The organism is Streptomyces sp. 3330 (assembly GCF_031456635.1).
Lineage (GTDB): Bacteria > Actinomycetota > Actinomycetes > Streptomycetales > Streptomycetaceae > Streptomyces.
In genome coordinates this window covers 46797-63673 of record NZ_JAVDVA010000021.1, presented here as the reverse complement: position 1 = coordinate 63673, position 16877 = coordinate 46797, and the positions used below count along the sequence as shown (strand labels likewise).

The 16877-nt window shown below is 73.0% G+C and carries 16 protein-coding genes; 5 read left to right on the top strand and 11 right to left on the bottom strand.

The annotated features are described in order from the left end of the window. Positions 1-3: 3 nt before the first annotated feature. From J2X68_RS29735 to miaA, 5 genes are all read right to left on the bottom strand, one after another. A complete protein-coding gene (locus tag J2X68_RS29735; protein ID WP_310435684.1) occupies positions 4-1503 on the bottom strand; it encodes a M1 family metallopeptidase in 1500 nt (499 codons plus the stop codon). A gap of 191 nt (positions 1504-1694) precedes the next feature. Beyond that, the gene (locus tag J2X68_RS29730; RefSeq protein ID WP_310435683.1) at positions 1695-3881 is read right to left on the bottom strand and encodes an HD domain-containing protein; all 2187 of its coding nucleotides are present in this window, start codon (positions 3879-3881) and stop codon (positions 1695-1697) included. A 300-nt stretch (positions 3882-4181) separates the two neighbouring features. Next, positions 4182-5051 carry a diaminopimelate epimerase gene (gene dapF / locus J2X68_RS29725; protein WP_310435682.1) on the bottom strand — a complete coding sequence of 290 codons (870 nt, stop codon included), beginning with the start codon at positions 5049-5051 and terminating at the stop codon, positions 4182-4184. A 72-nt stretch (positions 5052-5123) separates the two neighbouring features. After that, positions 5124-5633, bottom strand: a complete 510-nt coding sequence (locus tag J2X68_RS29720; RefSeq protein ID WP_310435755.1) for a hypothetical protein — start codon at positions 5631-5633, stop codon at positions 5124-5126. A gap of 108 nt (positions 5634-5741) precedes the next feature. Further along, a complete protein-coding gene (gene miaA, locus J2X68_RS29715) occupies positions 5742-6680 on the bottom strand; it encodes a tRNA (adenosine(37)-N6)-dimethylallyltransferase MiaA (RefSeq protein ID WP_310435681.1) in 939 nt (312 codons plus the stop codon). A gap of 180 nt (positions 6681-6860) precedes the next feature. On the opposite strand from miaA, the gene J2X68_RS29710 reads away from it, so the two are divergent. Together J2X68_RS29710 and J2X68_RS29705 are read left to right on the top strand one after the other, a co-directional pair. Further along, positions 6861-7178: a hypothetical protein gene (locus tag J2X68_RS29710; protein WP_310435680.1), complete on the top strand. Its 318-nt coding sequence runs from the start codon at positions 6861-6863 to the stop codon at positions 7176-7178. A 24-nt stretch (positions 7179-7202) separates the two neighbouring features. After that, positions 7203-7472, top strand: a complete 270-nt coding sequence (locus J2X68_RS29705; RefSeq protein ID WP_310435679.1) for an antitoxin — start codon at positions 7203-7205, stop codon at positions 7470-7472. 181 nt (positions 7473-7653) lie between these two features. Here the strand turns inward: J2X68_RS29705 and J2X68_RS29700 are convergent, their stop codons facing one another. The 4 genes from J2X68_RS29700 to J2X68_RS29685 form a co-directional block, all read right to left on the bottom strand. Further along, on the bottom strand, positions 7654-8370 hold the full coding sequence (locus J2X68_RS29700; RefSeq protein ID WP_310435678.1) for a class III extradiol dioxygenase subunit B-like domain-containing protein: 717 nt from the start codon (positions 8368-8370) through the stop codon (positions 7654-7656). A 61-nt stretch (positions 8371-8431) separates the two neighbouring features. Then, positions 8432-9961, bottom strand: a complete 1530-nt coding sequence (miaB, locus tag J2X68_RS29695; protein ID WP_310435677.1) for a tRNA (N6-isopentenyl adenosine(37)-C2)-methylthiotransferase MiaB — start codon at positions 9959-9961, stop codon at positions 8432-8434. A 109-nt stretch (positions 9962-10070) separates the two neighbouring features. Then, positions 10071-10769: a response regulator transcription factor gene (locus J2X68_RS29690; RefSeq protein ID WP_310435676.1), complete on the bottom strand. Its 699-nt coding sequence runs from the start codon at positions 10767-10769 to the stop codon at positions 10071-10073. Further along, a complete protein-coding gene (locus tag J2X68_RS29685) occupies positions 10769-11752 on the bottom strand; it encodes a sensor histidine kinase (RefSeq protein ID WP_310435675.1) in 984 nt (327 codons plus the stop codon). Before J2X68_RS29685 ends, J2X68_RS29690 begins: the two co-directional genes overlap by 1 nt. Before the next feature lie 437 nt (positions 11753-12189). Between J2X68_RS29685 and J2X68_RS29680 the strand changes: the two genes are divergently transcribed. Together J2X68_RS29680 and J2X68_RS29675 are read left to right on the top strand one after the other, a co-directional pair. Next, complete coding sequence (locus J2X68_RS29680; protein WP_310435674.1) at positions 12190-12675, top strand: TrkA C-terminal domain-containing protein; 486 nt, start codon at positions 12190-12192, stop codon at positions 12673-12675. Positions 12676-12679: 4 nt separating this feature from the next. Next, complete coding sequence (locus J2X68_RS29675) at positions 12680-13912, top strand: cation:proton antiporter (protein ID WP_310435673.1); 1233 nt, start codon at positions 12680-12682, stop codon at positions 13910-13912. A 43-nt stretch (positions 13913-13955) separates the two neighbouring features. Here the strand turns inward: J2X68_RS29675 and J2X68_RS29670 are convergent, their stop codons facing one another. Continuing rightward, positions 13956-14363: a MazG nucleotide pyrophosphohydrolase domain-containing protein gene (locus J2X68_RS29670; protein ID WP_310435672.1), complete on the bottom strand. Its 408-nt coding sequence runs from the start codon at positions 14361-14363 to the stop codon at positions 13956-13958. 99 nt (positions 14364-14462) lie between these two features. Between J2X68_RS29670 and J2X68_RS29665 the strand changes: the two genes are divergently transcribed. Then, positions 14463-15461 carry a TAXI family TRAP transporter solute-binding subunit gene (locus tag J2X68_RS29665; RefSeq protein ID WP_310435671.1) on the top strand — a complete coding sequence of 333 codons (999 nt, stop codon included), beginning with the start codon at positions 14463-14465 and terminating at the stop codon, positions 15459-15461. 9 nt (positions 15462-15470) lie between these two features. Here J2X68_RS29665 and J2X68_RS29660 read toward each other — a convergent pair whose 3' ends face one another. Beyond that, on the bottom strand, positions 15471-16877 hold the full coding sequence (locus J2X68_RS29660) for a HAMP domain-containing sensor histidine kinase (protein ID WP_310435670.1): 1407 nt from the start codon (positions 16875-16877) through the stop codon (positions 15471-15473).

Genomic DNA, 16877 nt, shown 5'->3' with positions numbered 1-16877 from the left:
GCCTTATTTCGCGGCCCGCGCGACCGGTGGGGCGACCTTCGGCTCGCCCTTGGCGACCGGCGCCGCCGGCTTCCAGTCGGGGTGGCCGGGCATCGGCGGCGTCTTCTCGCCGTACAGCCAGTCCTTGAAGAACCGGGCCAGATCCCGTCCGGAGATCTCCTGGGCGAGGCGCTCGAAGTCGGCCGTGGTCGCGGTGGAGTCCCGGTGGTTGTGCACCCAGGCGCGCTCCAGGTGCTCGAACGCGGCCCGGCCGATCTCCTGACGCAGGGCGTACAGGACGAGGGCGGCGCCGTCGTAGACGTTGGGCCGGAAGATGCTGATCTTCTGGCCGGGGTTGGGGGCCTTGGGCTGCGCCGGCGGGCCGCCCGTGGAGCGCCAGCGGTCGGAGGCGCCGTACGCCGCCTTCATCCGCGCTTCCAGGGTGCGCCCCGCCTTCTCCTCGGCGTACAGCGCCTCGTACCAGGTGGCGTGTCCCTCGTTGAGCCACAGGTCGGACCAGGTGCGCGGGCTGACGCTGTCGCCGAACCACTGGTGGGACAGCTCGTGCACCATGATCGACTCGATGTACCACTGGGGGTAGCCGGGCTCCGTGAAGAGGTCCCGCTCGAAGAGGGAGAGGGTCTGCGTCTCGAGTTCGAAGCCGGTGGAGGCCTCCGCCATGAGCAGCCCGTAGGTCTCGAAGGGGTACGGGCCGACCTTGCCCTCCATCCAGGCGATCTGGTCGGGGGTCTTCTTCAGCCACGGTTCGAGGAGTTCGCGGTCCTTGGTGGGTACGACGTCCCGTACCGGCAGTGCGTGCGGCCCCTCGCGGTGCACGACCGTGGAGCGGCCGATGGACACCTGGGCGAGCTCGGTGGCCATGGGGTGCTGGGTGCGATAGGTCCAGGTGGTGGCCTTGCCGACCCGCTCGACACCGGTCGGCAGCCCGCCCGCGACGGCCGTGTAGCCGTTGGGGGCCGTGATCCGGACGGTGAACATCGCCTTGTCGGACGGGTGGTCGTTGCACGGGAAGACCAGGTGCGCGGCGTCCGCCTGGTTGGCCATGGCGAGGCCGTCGGCGGTCCGCACCCAGCCGCCGTCCCGGCCGCCGGTGCTCACCGGATCGCTGGTGTGCCGCACGGTGATCCGCGTCCAGCTGCCGGCGGGCAGCGCGTCCTCCGGGGTGACCACGAGATCGTCGCCGGCGCTGGTGAAGGTGGCGGGGTCGCCGTCGACCTCGACCGATTCGACCTTGCCCTGGGCGAAGTCGAGGTTGATGCGGTCCAGGGCCGTGGTGGTCCAGGCGTCGATGGTGGTGACCGCCTGGAGGGGCTTGGTGTTGGTGCCGGGATAGACGAAGGCGAGGTCGTACGAGGCGACGTCGTAGCCGGGGTTGCCCAGGAACGGGAAGAGGCGGTCGCCGACGCCGAGCGGGACCTCCGGGGCACTCGCGGCGACGAGGCAGACGGATACGGCCGAGGCGAGGAGCGCGGATTTCAGCCGGGCGCGAGGGGTGAGCAGCATGTCCCACCGCTACCAGCGCGCACGTCCGCGGCGGCGGCGACGCGCACCCGGCGCACTCGAACGGGTTACGCGCGCGTGCTTGATGATGCGGGGCCGGCACCGCGGCGCGTCTGCGCTCCACGCGCGCGGGATCCACCGGATCGGCCGTGCGCCTCACGCGCGTGGGGAGACGGTTGCGCCTCTTCCGGGGTCTACGCCTCTTCCGGGGAGGCGGGCGCGTGGTGCTGCGCGCGGCCCACGTCGTAGACGCCGGGCACGTTCCGCATGGCGCGCATGAGGGTGGGCAGGTGGCCGGCGTCCGGGAGTTGCACCGTGTACGTGTGGCGCACCCGCTGCTGGCTCGGGGGTTCGACGGTCGCGGAGACGATCTCGGCGCCCTCCAGCGCCATCGCCTCGGTGAGGTCGGCGAGCAGATGGGGGCGGCCGAACGATTCGGCGACCAGGGTGACCCGGCAACCGCTGGTGTCGCTCCAGTGCACCTCGACCTCCTCGCGCCCCGCGCCGGCCATCCGCGCCACGGCGGAGCACTCGGCACGGTGCACGGTCACCACTCCCCCGCGCACGGCGAAGCCGGTGACCTCGTCGAAGGGCACGGGCGTGCAGCATCCGGCGAGCCGTACGCTCGCGCCGGGCCGCCCGACGACGGTGATCGCGGCGCCGGGCCGCGAGACGGGGGCGTCCGGCGCGGCCGGGTCGGCCGCGGACCGGGCGGTCGCCTCGGCGGCCTTCGCGGCCCCGGGGTCGGCCGCCGTCTCCGCTCCCTCGGGCTCGGCCGGGGCCGGGTGCGTCGCCAGCCACCGCTGGATGGCGATGCGGGCGGCGGGGGTGTGGGCGTGCTCCAGCCACTCCCTGGAGGGCTCCGAGGCGGGGTCCTGGCCCATGAGGAGCTGGACGGTGTCGCCGTCCCGCAGCACGGTGCTGAGGGTCGCCAGGCGGCCGTTCACCCGGGCGCCGATGCAGGCGTGGGCGTCCTCGCCGTACTGCGCGTAGGCGGCGTCGACGCAGGTGGCTCCCTCGGGCAGGCCGAGCGTGCCGCCGTCGGGGCGGAAGACGGTGATCTCGCGGTCCTGGGCGAGGTCCTCGCGCAGGGTGGACCAGAAGGTGTCGGGGTCGGGCGCGGCCTCCTGCCAGTCCAGGAGGCGGGAGAGCCAGCCGGGCCTGGTCGGGTCGACGCGTTCCTCGTCGGCCGGGACCTTCCCCCGGCTCTGCTCCTCGGCGGGAGCCGTGTACGGGTTGCCGAGGGCGATGACGCCGGCCTCGGCGACCTTGTGCATCTGGTGGGTGCGGATGAGGACTTCGGCGACCTGGCCGTCCTCGCGGGCGACGGCGGTGTGCAGCGACTGGTAGAGGTTGAACTTGGGAACCGCGATGAAGTCCTTGAACTCCGAGACCACCGGCGTCATACAGGTGTGCAGTTCACCCAGGACGGCGTAGCAGTCGGCGTCCTCGTTCACCAGCACCAGCAGCCGGCCGAAGTCGGCGCCGCGCATGCGGCCGCGCTTGCGGGACGCGCGGTGCACGGAGACGAAGTGCCGTGGCCGGATGAGGACTTCGGCCTGGATGTCGGCGTCGCGCAGGACCGTGCGCATCGCCTCGGCGAACTCCGCGAGGGGGTCGTCCGCGCGGGAGGCGTTCTCGACGATCAGCTCGCGGGTGTGCCGGTACTCCTCGGGATGCAGGATCGCGAAGACGAGATCTTCCAGCTCGGTCTTGAGGGCCTGGACCCCGAGCCGCTCGGCGAGCGGGATGAGGACGTCACGGGTGACCTTGGCGATGCGTTCCTGCTTCTCGGGGCGCATCACGCCGAGGGTGCGCATGTTGTGCAGCCGGTCGGCGAGTTTGATCGACATCACGCGGACGTCGTTGCCGGTGGCGACGAGCATCTTGCGGAAGGTCTCGGGCTCGGCGGCGGCGCCGTAGTCGACCTTCTCCAGCTTCGTGACGCCGTCGACGAGATAGCGCACCTCGGCGCCGAACTGCTCGCCGACCTGATCGAGCGTCACATCGGTGTCCTCGACGGTGTCGTGGAGCAGCGACGCGGTCAGGGCGGTGGTCTCCGCGCCGAGTTCGGCGAGGATCAGGGTCACGGCGAGCGGGTGGGTGATGTAGGGCTCGCCGCTCTTGCGCATCTGGCCGCGGTGCGAGGACTCGGCGAGCACGTAGGCGCGGTGCAGCGGTTCCAGGTCGGCGTCGGGGTGGTGGGCGCGATGGGCCTCGACCACGTGGCCGATCGCGTCGGGCAGCCGGCCGCGGGAGGCCGGGCCGAGCAGCGCGGCCCGGCCGAGGCGACGCAGGTCGATCCGGGGGCGACTGCGCCTGCGGGGCGCTGAAGGCACTACCGGGCCTGGGGTCGCGGGATTCGTGGCCTCCGCACTCATGGGCACCTCCGGCTGCGTGGACCGGCGGACGGGGTGTCCCAGGGCGGACACGGCTCAGGGGACTGGCGAACGGTCCCCCGTCCGGGCCGGTGCTTGATGCTACCGAGCCCATCACGTGCGACCGACCGCCTCTCGCCGAGCGTGAAACGGATCACCCATTCGAGCGAAGGCCCCGAGGTTTATGGTTTTGCGCCACCCGGCCTGATCTCGATCGTGGATTCGAGGCCACGGCCGGGCACCCGGAGGCGGCCCTCCGGGCTCACGGGCCGCTCCCGCCTCCGATGCCAAACCGCGACGGAATCAGCGGGCGACTGATTCCAGCCACGCCGGATCGATCTCGCCTGTGGCGACGATCACTGCGGGCCCGGTCATCTCGATCTCGCCGTCGGGCCGCTCGGTGATCACCAGACGTCCACCGGGGACGTCGACGATGTACGTCGCGGGCACGCCGGTGGCCGCCGGGTCGGCGCCGTCCCGCCTCGCGGCCGCCACGGCGACGGCGCACGCGCCCGTGCCGCACGAGCGGGTCTCGCCGGCCCCGCGCTCGTGCACGCGCAGGGCGACGTGCCGCGGACCGCGGTCCACGACGAACTCGACGTTGACCCCGTCCGGGTAGGCCGAGGCGGGGCTGAACGGCGGTGGGGCCAGCAGGTCGCCCGCGTGCGCGAGGTCCGCCACGAAGGCGACGGCGTGCGGGTTGCCCATGTTCACGTTGCGCGCGGGCCAGCTGCGCTCGCCGACGCTCACCGTGACGTCCCCCTCGGGGAGGCGGGCCCGGCCCATGCCGACGGTGACGTCGCCCTCCTTGTCGAGGTGCGCGCGCTTCACACCCGCGCGCGTGGCGACCGCGAGATCGCCCTCGGTGACGAGCCCGGCGTGCTGGAGGTAGCGCGCGAACACCCGGACGCCGTTGCCGCACATCTCCGCGATGGAGCCGTCGCCGTTGCGGTAGTCCATGAACCACTCCGCCTCGGCCGCCATGTCCTTCGCCTCGGGGTGCGCGGCGGACCGCACGACGTGCAGCAGCCCGTCACCCCCGATGCCCGCGCGGCGGTCGCACAGGGCGGCGACGGCTGCCGGGGGGAGGTCGACGGCGTTCTCGGGGTCCGGGACGATCACGAAGTCGTTCTCGGTGCCGTGCCCCTTGAGGAAGGCGATCCGCGTGCTCATTCCTCGATCGTACGGGCTGGCGGGGACACCCCGTCCCCGGGCGGCCGCGCCGGCGGCACGCGCGCGTGGAGCTCAGCGCAGCCGGGCGACCCGCCCGACGGCCAGCGCCACCACCGCGGCGACCAGCACGACGTACGCGAGGACGACCCGCCAGTCGGGACGCCGCCCGGAACCGCGCGCGGGCAGCCCGGGCCACGTGTGACCCACGCGGCGCGCGGCCGTCATTCCCCAGCCCGCGGCACAGGAGCAGATCAGCAGCCCGAGCATGGCGATCATGGCGCCGCTGTCGCCGAAGTCGAAGGCGAGCGGGAAGGCGAACATGAGGGAGCCGACCGCGGCCAGCGTCACGATGGGCGCGAGCTGCCAGATCCGGAGCCGACGCTGCGGGCGCAGTTCGACCTCGACCTCGGGCCCGCCCGTGAACATCTCCTCGGGTTCGGGACCGTCGTCGCTCACACCGTCCCGGGTGTCGTCCTCGTCCGGCCCGTCGGGGCTCAGACGGCCTTCCTCGGGCTCCGGTTCACCACGCTCGGTGGTGAGGTGCTCGGTGCCTTTTGCGGTGTCGCGAGGGCCGGCCTCCATCGCCACGCGCCCTCCCAACTCGGACTCCACTTGGTCGATCGAAGCTCGATGATGGCACGGCGCCGGAGGCCCGGATGACGGCCTGGGCGTCCCGATGCCATGACGTGATCAGGCTGTGACCGGTCGCTCCACCAACGCCAACGCGAGCTCCGGAAGTTCTGTGAGGTCAGCCGCGGCCCCACTCAACCAGTGCACCCGCGGATCGCGCCTGAACCACGAATCCTGACGGCGCGCGAAGCGCTTGGTGGCACGGACCGTCTCGGCGCGCGCCTCGTCCTGCGTGCACCCGCCGGCCAGGGCGGTGAGGACCTGCTGGTAGCCGAGCGCGCGCGACGCCGTGCGCCCCGTACGCAGGCCCCGCGCCTCCAGCGCGCGGACCTCCTCCACCAGCCCCGCGTCCCACATCCGGTCGACGCGGCGGGCGATGCGCTCGTCGAGTTCGGGGCGTGCCACGTCGACCCCGATCTGGACGGTGTCGTAGACCGAGTCGTGACCGGGCAGGTTGGCCGTGAAGGGCTTGCCGGTGATCTCGATCACCTCCAGGGCCCGGACGATACGGCGGCCGTTGCCCGGCAGGATCGCCTGCGCGGCCTCCGGGTCGGCGGCGGCCAGCCGGGCGTGCAGCGCGCCCGAGCCGCGCAGTGTGAGCTCCTCCTCCAGCCGGGCCCGGACCTCGGGGTCGGTGCCGGGGAACTCCAGGTTGTCGACGGCGCCTCGGACGTACAGCCCGGAGCCGCCGACGAGGACCGGCCAGCGCCCCTCGGCCAGCAGGGCGTCGATCCGCTCGCGCGCCAGCCGCTGGTACTCGGCGACTGAGGCGGTTTCCGTCACGTCCCAGACGTCCAGGAGGTGGTGCGGGACGCCGCCGCGCTCCTCGAGCGTCAGTTTGGCGGTGCCGATGTCCATCCCTCGGTAGAGCTGCATGGAGTCGGCGTTGACGACCTCGCCGCCGAGCCGCTGGGCCAGAAAAACGCCCAGATCGGACTTTCCGGCTGCGGTCGGTCCGACGACGGCGATGACGCGGGGGGCGGGGGGTGCGCTGCTCACTGCACCAGTCTCGCAAACCCCGGGCACCGCCCTCGAACGAGTTGCGTGACGGGGCCCGTCCGCCGTCGTTGCCCGTTGCGAGATTCCCGTCACCCTTCGCGGGGGCGGTGACCCGGTGACGCGAACGGACGCACCGGCCGACGCGGGATTTCGCCCGCACGAGTACCGTATGGAGTGGAAATGGGCGTATTGGCGCGAATTCTTCGGAGGCCGAAGGCGACGGAGGAGGCGACGGAGGAGGCGACGGCGGAGACGGCCGGCGCGGCGACCGGTCCGCGGGTGGACGGCGTCGAGGCCGAGCAGACGGGCGAGCCGACGTCGGCGGCATCTGAGCCGGCCGAGGACGGGGACGCCGCGGACGCCGCCGGACCGGAGACAGAGACGGAGGCGACGGCGGAACCGGTTGCCGCCATCGCCGCCGACGGGGTCGAGATTCCCCGGCAGCAGTCCGCCGAAGAGGCGGCCGACAGCGAAGCGGGCGAAGGCGCCCGCGCGTAACGGAACCCGCGAGGAAGGTGCCCCATGGGTCTCTTGCACAACTTGAAGGCCAGACTCTCCCCGGCCAAGGACAAGGTCTCGGGCCTCGCGCACCAGCACGGGGACAAGGTGCAGCACGGTCTCGACAAGGCCGCGAAGGTCGTCGACGAGAAGACCAAGGGCAAGTACAGCGACCGGATCCACTCGGGCACCGGCAAGGCCAAGGGCGCCGTGGACCGGCTCGCGCACAAGGACCAGCCCGCCGGGGGCGGCGACACCTTCACCCCGCCGAAGACTCCCCCGCCGGCCTCCTGACCGGCACCTCACGCGGGCCCGTAGATCGGCGGACGGCCCCGCAGCGGAAACGCGCGCGGCCGTCCGCCGTATCACCGGGGCCCGCGCGTCGCGTCGGCCCGCGCCACTCACCGGGATCCGGACGATTCCGCCGTCCGGATGCGCCGTCCGGATCCGCGGGACGACATCCCCGCAGGGCCGCCTACGACCAGGTCGCCACCACGTATCCGACCCCGTAGGGGGCGTCCTCGTAGAGCAGCTCGCCCGTCAGGCCCGCGTCCTCGGCCGCGCCCGCCAGCACCTGCCAGGGCGCGCGGCCCGAGGCCTTGAGCTCGTACGCCAACTCGGCGTCCAGCGCCTTGAGTGCCGCGAGGTCCGCCGTGCCGACCGCCCGTGCGACCTCGGCGTCGAACGGTGCCGCGCGCTCGTCGAGATAGCCCGGCGCCTTCAGCGTCCGGCAGGCGCTGCCGTCGCCCATCACCAGCAGCGCGACCCGCTCCGCCGACGCGCCGATGCCCCGGCCGACCTCCACGCAGCGCTCGGCCGCGAGCGGTTCCCCGACGCCGAGCCCCTCGACGGGCGCCGCCGACCATCCCGCCCGCTCCAGCAGCCAGGCCGCGACGGCCAGGGACGGCGGCAGCTCGCGTGCGGACGTCGGGTCACCGCCGCCCGGGCCCAGCCGTACGGCGAGATCGACCCCGAAGCCGGCGAACGAGCCCCGTCCGCCCTCCGGGTGCGGGCCACGCCCGGACTGCTCGGCCGGCCCGACGACCACGAGCCGGTCCGGCCGGGCGGCGGCCAGGACGGCCAGCGCGTCCGAGCAGGCGGCCCGCGCGGTGTCGAGCTCGGCGGCGGCGCCCGCGGCGACCTCGGGCACCAGCAGGGGCGGACAGGGACACACAGCGGCGGCGACAAGCATGATCGGCAGCGTAACCCCGCACGCGGGTCACGGGACTACCGGCCGGGCGCCGCGCCGGCGGTCAGTCGCAGCCGCAGCCGCTGCCCGTGGCCACCGGCAGCGGCGCGGGCACGCCGATCTTGGGCAGGCCGAGCAGCACGCCGGCCGGCTTCGCCGCCTTCTCGGCGGTGCGCTTCTCCCAGGCGTCCCCCGCACGCGTGCGGCGCACTTCCAGGACCGGGCCCTCGGCCAGCAGGTGGTGCGGGGCGGCGTACGTCACCTCGACGGTGACGACGTCGCCGGGGCGCACCTCCTGCTCCGGCTTGGTGAAGTGGACCAGGCGGTTGTCGGGGGCACGGCCGGAGAGGCGGTGGGTGGCGCCGTCCTTGCGGCCCTCGCCCTCGGCCACCATCAGCTCGAGCGTGCGGCCGACCTGCTTCTTGTTCTCCTCCCAGGAGATCTCCTCCTGCAGGGCGACGAGACGCTCGTAGCGCGCCTGCACGACCTCCTTGGGGATCTGGTTCTCCATGGTCGCGGCCGGGGTGCCGGGGCGCTTGGAGTACTGGAAGGTGAACGCCTGCGCGAAACGGGCCTCGCGGACCGCGTGCAGGGTCTGCTCGAAGTCCTCCTCGGTCTCGCCGGGGAAGCCCACGATGATGTCAGTGGTGATCGCCGCGTGCGGGATGGCGGCCCGCACCTTCTCGATGATCCCCAGGTAGCGCTCCTGCCTGTAGGACCGGCGCATCGCCTTCAGGACCGTGTCCGAGCCGGACTGCAGGGGCATGTGCAGCTGCGGCATCACGTTGGGCGTCTCGGCCATGGCCGCGATGACGTCGTCGGTGAAGTCGCGCGGGTGCGGGGAGGTGAAGCGGACGCGCTCCAGGCCCTCGATCGCGCCGCACGCCCGCAGCAGCTTGCTGAAGGCCTCGCGGTCGCCGATGTCGGAGCCGTAGGCGTTGACGTTCTGGCCGAGCAGGGTGATCTCGGAGACGCCCTCGGCGACCAGCGCCTCGATCTCGGCGAGGATGTCGCCGGTGCGGCGGTCCTTCTCCTTGCCCCGCAGGGCCGGGACGATGCAGAAGGTGCAGGTGTTGTTGCAGCCGACGGAGATCGACACCCACGCCGCGTAGGCGCTCTCGCGCCGCGTCGGCAGGGTGGAGGGGAACGCCTCGAGCGACTCGGCGATCTCGACCTGGGCCTCCTCCTGCACGCGCGCGCGTTCCAGCAGGACGGGGAGCTTGCCGATGTTGTGCGTGCCGAAGACGACGTCCACCCAGGGCGCCTTCTTCACGATGGTGTCGCGGTCCTTCTGGGCGAGGCAGCCGCCGACCGCGATCTGCATCCCGGGGCGGCTCGCCTTCCTCGGCGCGAGCCGCCCGAGGTTGCCGTAGAGGCGGTTGTCGGCGTTCTCACGGACCGCGCAGGTGTTGAAGACGACGACGTCCGCGTCACCGTCGGACCCCTCGGGGGCGCGCACATACCCGGCTTCTTCGAGCAGACCGGACAATCGCTCGGAGTCGTGGACGTTCATCTGGCACCCATAGGTGCGGATCTCGTAGCTCTTGGGTGTGTGAACGTCCACTGCGAGGCTCCGGTCGCTGCTGCTGGTCATGGCTCAAGGGTAGGCGCTCCCAGGAGCACGCCCGCCTGCCTCGGCCCCCGGCACCAGCACCAGCACCAGCACCAGCACCAGCACCAGCGTCGTACGCCGTCCCCGGGCGTCAGGGATCGATGAGGCCCGCGCGGATCGCGTAGCGGGTGAGCTCCAGGCGGTCGCGCATGCCGAGCTTCTGCAGGAGGTTGGCGCGGTGCCGTTCCACCGTCTTGGCGCTGATGAACAGGAGCGCGCCGATCTCCCTGGAGGTGTGCCCCTCCGCGACGAGCTTGAGGATCTCCTCCTCGCGCTCGGTGATGGGCCGCTCGGGCAGCCCGTCGACGCCGTCGCCGCGGTGCAGCCGCTCCAGGTACGAGCGGACCAGCGCCCGTTCCGCGCCCGGATAGATGAACGGTTCGTCCCGCACCACGGCCCGGCACGCCTCGACCAGGTCCCGGTCGGCGACCGACTTCAGCACGTACCCGCCCGCTCCGGCCTTGAGCGCCTCGAAGAAGTACTGCTCGTTGTCGTACATGGTCAGGATGAGGATGCGCAGGGCCGGCAGGCGGCGGGAGAGTTCACGGGCCGCCTGGAGACCGGTCATCCGGGGCATGGCCACGTCCAGTACGGCCAGGTCGATGTCCCCGGCCCGGGCGCGTTCGACCGCCTCGGCGCCGTCCCCGGCCTCGGCGACCACCGTCAGATCGGGCTCGCCGTCCAGGATGAGCCGCACCCCCCGGCGTACGAGGGTGTGGTCGTCGGCGAGCAGGACCCGGGTCGGAGAGGGCGCCGCCCCGGAGCCGGCCGGTGCCGTGCGGGGCGCCATCAGCGGCCTCCCGCGGCGGCCGCCGCGTCCGCCGCCCGGCCGGTGCCCGCGGCCGCACGCAGCCGTACGTCCGTCCCGCCGCCGTCCGCCCTCGACGACACGGTGAGGGTCGCGCCGATCAGCAGGGCCCGCTCCCGCATGCCCCGGATCCCGGCGCCCTCCCCGGCCGCCGCGCCCAGGCCTCGGCCGTTGTCCCGGACGAGGAGCTCGACGCCGTCGGCGACCGGGCGGAGGCCGAGCTCGGCGCGGTCGGCGCCGGCGTGCCGGGCGGTGTTGGTGAGGGCCTCCTGGGCCACGCGGTAGAGCACGAGTTCCGTCTCCTCGGTCAGCGGGGGCAGGCCGGCGCGCAGGTCGTGGCGCACGGTCAGCCCGTGGGTGGTGAACTCGCTCGCGAGCGAGCGCAGGGCGCTGAGCAGTCCGAGTTCGTCGAGGACGCCGGGGCGCAGCCGACGGGCGATACGGCGGATCTCGTCGAGACCGGCCCGGGTGGCCTCCTGCGCCTGGCCCAGTTCCGCGCGCAGATCCCGCGGGGCCCGGTCGGCGACCCGCTTGAGCTGGAGCAGCACGGCGGTGAGGGTCTGGCCGACCTCGTCGTGGAGTTCGCGGGCGATGCGGTGCCGCTCGCGCTCCTGGGCGGACAGCGCCCCGGCCGCGCTGGCGGCACGCTCGGCCTCCAGCCGGTCCAGCATGGCGTTGTACGTCGTGATCAGCTCGGCCGTCTCGACCGGTCCCGAGACGACGGCCCGGGCCCCGGGGTGCAGCAGGTCGGCGTCGGCCATGGCCCGGCCCAGCCGCCCCAGCGGGGCCAGGCCGACGCGCAGCACGACCGCGTTGACGGTCAGCAGCGCGGCCAGCCCCGCGACCACGACGAGCACCTCGCCCGGCAGGATGGGCGTGGAGACGGTGACCGGGCCCAGCAGCAGGGCGGCCGCGACGATCAGACCGACGGCGTCGAGCATGAAGATCCGCCAGAACAGTGACATGTGCGCGGCTCCTCCTCGTCCCACTCGTCCGATGCGCCCGACCGGGCCCACTCGCCCGTCTTCACCGGCTCGCCCGTCTCCGCCTGCTCCCCTGTCTTCACCGGCTCGCCCGTCCTTGCCGACTCGGCCGACTCGGCCCACCCGCTCGTCTCGGTCGCCTCTTGCGCCTCGGTCCTCTCCTGCGACTCGGACGTCTCCTGCGCCTCGCTCGTCGTTCGGCTCCTGCCGGCTTCCGGGCCGGTCACGCCGGCCTCCCGGTCTCCATGGCACTGCCGTGACCAGCCTCTCCGCCCACCGCCGGCGCTGTCCATCCGTCACGACACCCATGTCGTCACGGTACGGGGGGATGGCAGCATGGCGGCTTCGGGCACGTGTCCCATACGTCGCGGAAAGCGACCACCAACGGCCGAACAACATGACCAGCAAGGGGAAGAAACGTGTCTGCTCCACGTCTCCGGACGACACCGCTGCCAGGCATCGGAGTCCAGTACGACCTCGTGACGCGGGAGCAGCGCCACCTGTCCGTGGTGGCCCACCGCGACGGCACGCGGACGGTCGGCCTGTACCAGGCGGACGACCCCGAGTCCTGCGCCCAGTCCCTGCGGCTGACCGGCGCCGAGGCGGGCTCGCTGATCGACGCGCTGATGCCGTCCCACCACAGCGCGAGCCTGCTGTACACCACCGACCTGGGGCTGGTCGCCGAGCGCATCGAGGTGGCGGCCACCTCGCGCTGGAACGGGCGGCTGCTGGGCGACACCCGGATGCGCACGGAGACCGGCACCTCCATCGTCGCGGTGCTGCGGCGGGCCGAGGCGATCCCGTCCCCGGCGCCGGACTTCCGTCTCGCGGGCGGCGACACCCTCATCGTCATCGGCACCCGCGAAGGTGTGGACGCGGCCGCGGCCATACTCGGTCGGGAGTGATCGCGTGCACTCCGCGGTCCTGCTGATCGAGTTCGGTTCCATCATCCTCGGCCTCGGCCTGCTCGGCCGGTTCGCCGCCCGTTTCCGGTTCTCGCCGATCCCGCTGTACCTGCTGTCCGGTCTGGCCTTCGGCGAGGGCGGGCTGCTGCCGCTCGGCGCGAGCGAGGAGTTCGTCGCCACCGGCGCCGAGATCGGCGTCATCCTGCTGCTGCTGATGCTCGGCCTGGAGTACACGGCGAGCGATCTGGTCTCCAACCTCAAGGCCCACTATCCGGCCGGTCTCGTCGACTGCGCCCTCAACGCCCTGCCCGGCGCGGCCGCCGCGCTGCTGCTGGGCTGGGGGCCGGTGGCGGCCGTGGTGCTCGCGGGCGTCACCTGGATCTCCTCGTCCGGGGTGATCGCCAAGGTGCTGGGCGATCTGGGCCGGGTGGGCAACCGGGAGACCCCGGTGATCCTCAGCGTCCTGGTTCTCGAGGACCTGGCCATGGCGGTCTACCTGCCCATCGTCACCGCGCTGGTGGCCGGGGTCGGACTGGCGGCAGGCAGCGTCACCCTGGCGATCGCGCTCGGTGTCGCGGGACTCGTGCTGTTCGCGGCGGTGCGCTACGGCCGGGTCATCTCCCGGTTCGTGTCGAGCGACGACCCGGAGAAGCTGCTCCTCGTCGTGCTGGGGCTCACGATCCTGGTCGCCGGTGTGGCGCAGCAGCTGCAGGTGTCGGCGGCGGTGGGGGCGTTCCTGGTGGGCATCGCGCTGTCCGGGGAGGTCGCCGAGGGCGCGCACACCCTGCTGAGCCCGCTGCGCGACCTGTTCGCCGCCGTCTTCTTCGTCTTCTTCGGGCTGCACACCGACCCGGCGAGCATCCCGCCCGTCCTGCTGCCCGCCCTCGCGCTGGCCGTCGTCACCGCCGCGACCAAGATCGCCACCGGCTACTGGGCGGCCCGGCGGTCCGGGATCTCGGTCAAGGGGCGCTGGCGGGCCGGCGGCGCGCTGGTGGCGCGCGGCGAGTTCTCGATCGTCATCGCGGGGTTGGCGGTGACCGCCGGGATCGAGCCTTCCCTCGGACCGCTGGCAACGGCGTACGTCCTGATCCTGGTCGTGGTGGGCCCGCTGACCGCCCGCTACACCGAGCCGCTGGCGGCCTGGTGGGCACGGCGGCGGACGCCCCACGACGACGGCCACGGCGCCACCGGGCAGCTTCCCGAGGCGAGGACGACACAGCCCGCGGTCCACGACTGAGGGACGGCCCGCGACCGGGCGACGGTCCGCGACCGAGGCGGCTTCAGGCGGCGCCGTCGGGGGTCCAGCCCTGGCGGCGCAGCACCGCGGACACGTCCGGTCTCTCGTAGTGCTCCCCCTTGAGGACCTTGCCGTCGGCCCGACGGGCGACCTGGCCGTCCGGGCCCAGCTTGGTCATGTTGGACCGGTGGATCTCGGCGAGCACCGCGTCGAGGTCGATCCCGTGCACCAGGGCCGTGCCGTAGGCGACGTAGACGACGTCGGCCAGCTCGTGCGCCAGGCGGTCCAGCGGGCCGCTCACCGACACCTCGGCGACCTCCGCCGCCTCCTCGGCGAGGAGCTCCCCGCGGTGCGCGGCGAGGCGGGGCGACACCTCCGTCGGCGTGCTGCGGGCGTCGAGCCCGAAGGCGCGGTGGAACTCACGGACCAGTTCGGCGGGCGAGGAACTCATGCACCGACTGTAACGACGGCCACTGACAGCCCGGTCCGGAACCGGCCCGGTGAGCCCCGCCCTGGCCAGCACCGCGTCCCGGCTGGCAGGATCGCGCCCATGTCCCCGTTGTTCTCCCGTATCGGCAGGCGGCGCGCCCTCCTGGGCACCGCCGCCGGTGCCGTCGTCCTCGGGCTGCTGCTGTGGTGGCTGCTGCCGCTGGGCGAGGACCCGCCGAGCGGGTCGATCACCTTCAGCACGGGCACGACGAGCGGCGTCTACTACGAGTACGGCAGCCGGCTGCGCGCCGAGCTCGCCCGGGACATGCCCGACCTGGACGTGAAGCTGTCGACCAGCAACGGCTCGCAGGAGAACGTCGCGCGCGTGGCGACCGGCGAGGCCGACTTCACCATCGCCGCCGCCGACGCGGTGGAGACCTACGAGCGGCAGCACCCCGGCTCGGCCGCCCGGCTGCGCGGGGTGGCCCGCCTGTACGACGACTACGTCCAGCTCGTGGTGCCGCGCGACTCCGACGTCCGGTCCGTCGCCGACCTGCGGGGCAGGACCGTGGCGACCGGGCTGCCCCGCTCGGGTGTGCGGCTGATCGCCGAGCGGGTGCTCCGGGCGGCGGGCCTGGACCCGGCGCAGGACATCAAGGCCGTCTCGCAGGGCATCGACACCGGCCCCGAGCAGCTGAAGAAGGGCACGATCGACGCCTTCTTCTGGTCCGGCGGGGTGCCGACGGCCGGGTTGGAGAAGCTGGCCGACACCTTCACCTTCCGGTTCGTGCCGATCGGCCCCGACCTCGTGGCCAAGATGCACGACCAGGACGACTCCACCGGCTTCTACCGGGCCACGAACATGCCGGAGTCGGCGTACCCCACGATCCAGAACGGCTCGACCGTGCCGACGATCGCGGTGTCCAACCTGCTGATGACCCGTACGGACACGGCGCCCCGGCTCACCGAGTGGCTCACCCGGACCGTGATCAAGAGCCGGGACGGGATCGGTGCGCATGTGCACTCCGCGCAGCTGGTCGACCTGCGCACGGCCATCTACACCGACCCGCTGAAGCTGCACGAGGGCGCCCGGCGCTACTACCGCTCCGTCAAGCCGTAGGCCCCCCGGCTACGACGTCGGCGACCTCGGCACCGACACGGTCGCCGTCAGTCCGCTGGGCTCGTGGTGGTCGTAGGAGAGGGAGCCGCCGCCCGCCGCCAGCAGCGCCCGGGAGATGGACAGGCCGAGCCCCGAGCCCTTGATGTTCTGATGGCGGCCGCTGCGCCAGAAGCGGTCGCCCACGCGCGTGAGTTCCTCGTCGGTCAGCCCGGGGCCGTTGTCGGTGACGACGACGGTGGAGGTCTCGCCGTCGGCCGTGACCGTGACCGTGACGTCCTCTCCCGCCGGGGTGAACTTCACCGCGTTGTCGATCACGGCGTCCAGCGCGCTGGACAGCGTCACCGGGTCGGCCCACGCGGTGGTGGGCGGGCAGTCGCCGACCAGCCGCACGCCCTTGGCGTCGGCGGTGGGCGCCCAGGCGGCCACCCGCTCGGCGGCCAGCGCGCCGATGTCGGTGACCCGCAGGTCGGCCTCGGCGTGCTCGGCCAGGGCCAGGTCGAGCAGGTCGTCCAGGACCTGGGCCAGTCGTTTGCCCTCGTTCTGGACGGAGGCGATCTCCTCGTTGCCCTCCGGGAGCGCGTACCCCAGCAGTTCGATGCGCAGCAGCAGTGCGGCGAGCGGGTTGCGCAGCTGGTGCGAGGCGTCGGCGACGAAGGCGCGCTGCTGCTCCAGCACGTCCTCGACGTTGTCCGCCATCTCGTTGAACGCTCCGGCCAGCCGCCGGAGTTCCGGCGGCCCGCCGGCCACCGCGACCCGGGACTTCAGCCGGCCGCTCGCGATCTCGTGGGTGGTGGCGTCCAGGACCCGCACCGGCCGCAGCACCCAGCCGGTCAGCCGCAGGGCGGCGCCGATGGCCAGCAGCATGGCGGCGATCTCACCCGCGCCGACGACCAGCCAGCCGTGCAGGATCCGCGACCGCATCGGCCCGGTGGGCGAGTCGGTGACGACGACGGCGACCACGTCTCCGTCCCGGATGACCGGTGACGCCACGACGAGCCGGTTGCGCTGCCATGGCCACACCTGGCGGGGGTCGTGGCTGCGCCGGCTGAGCAGCGCTTCCTCGAAGGCTTCCCGCACCTCCCCCGTTTCGGGGAGGTACCAGTCCCTCGGGGCATGAGCCATGGGGGTGTCGGTGCCGTAGAAGACACCGGCGCGAATGCCGTAGACGTCGTAGTAGCTGTCGAGCTCCCGGCTGAGCGTGGCGCGTCGCTCGTTCGTCGCCGACGCGGAGTCGTTGACACCCGACGAGGCGGTGACGAACTGGGCGAGCGCCGCGAACCGCGCGGTGTCGTCGATGCGGTCGACGACCACGTTCTGCTGCTGGGCGCCCGCCACACTGACGGCCAGCGGCACCCCGAGGGCCAGCAGGACGGCCGCCATCAGCACGATGAGCAGCGGGAGAAGACGGGTACGCAA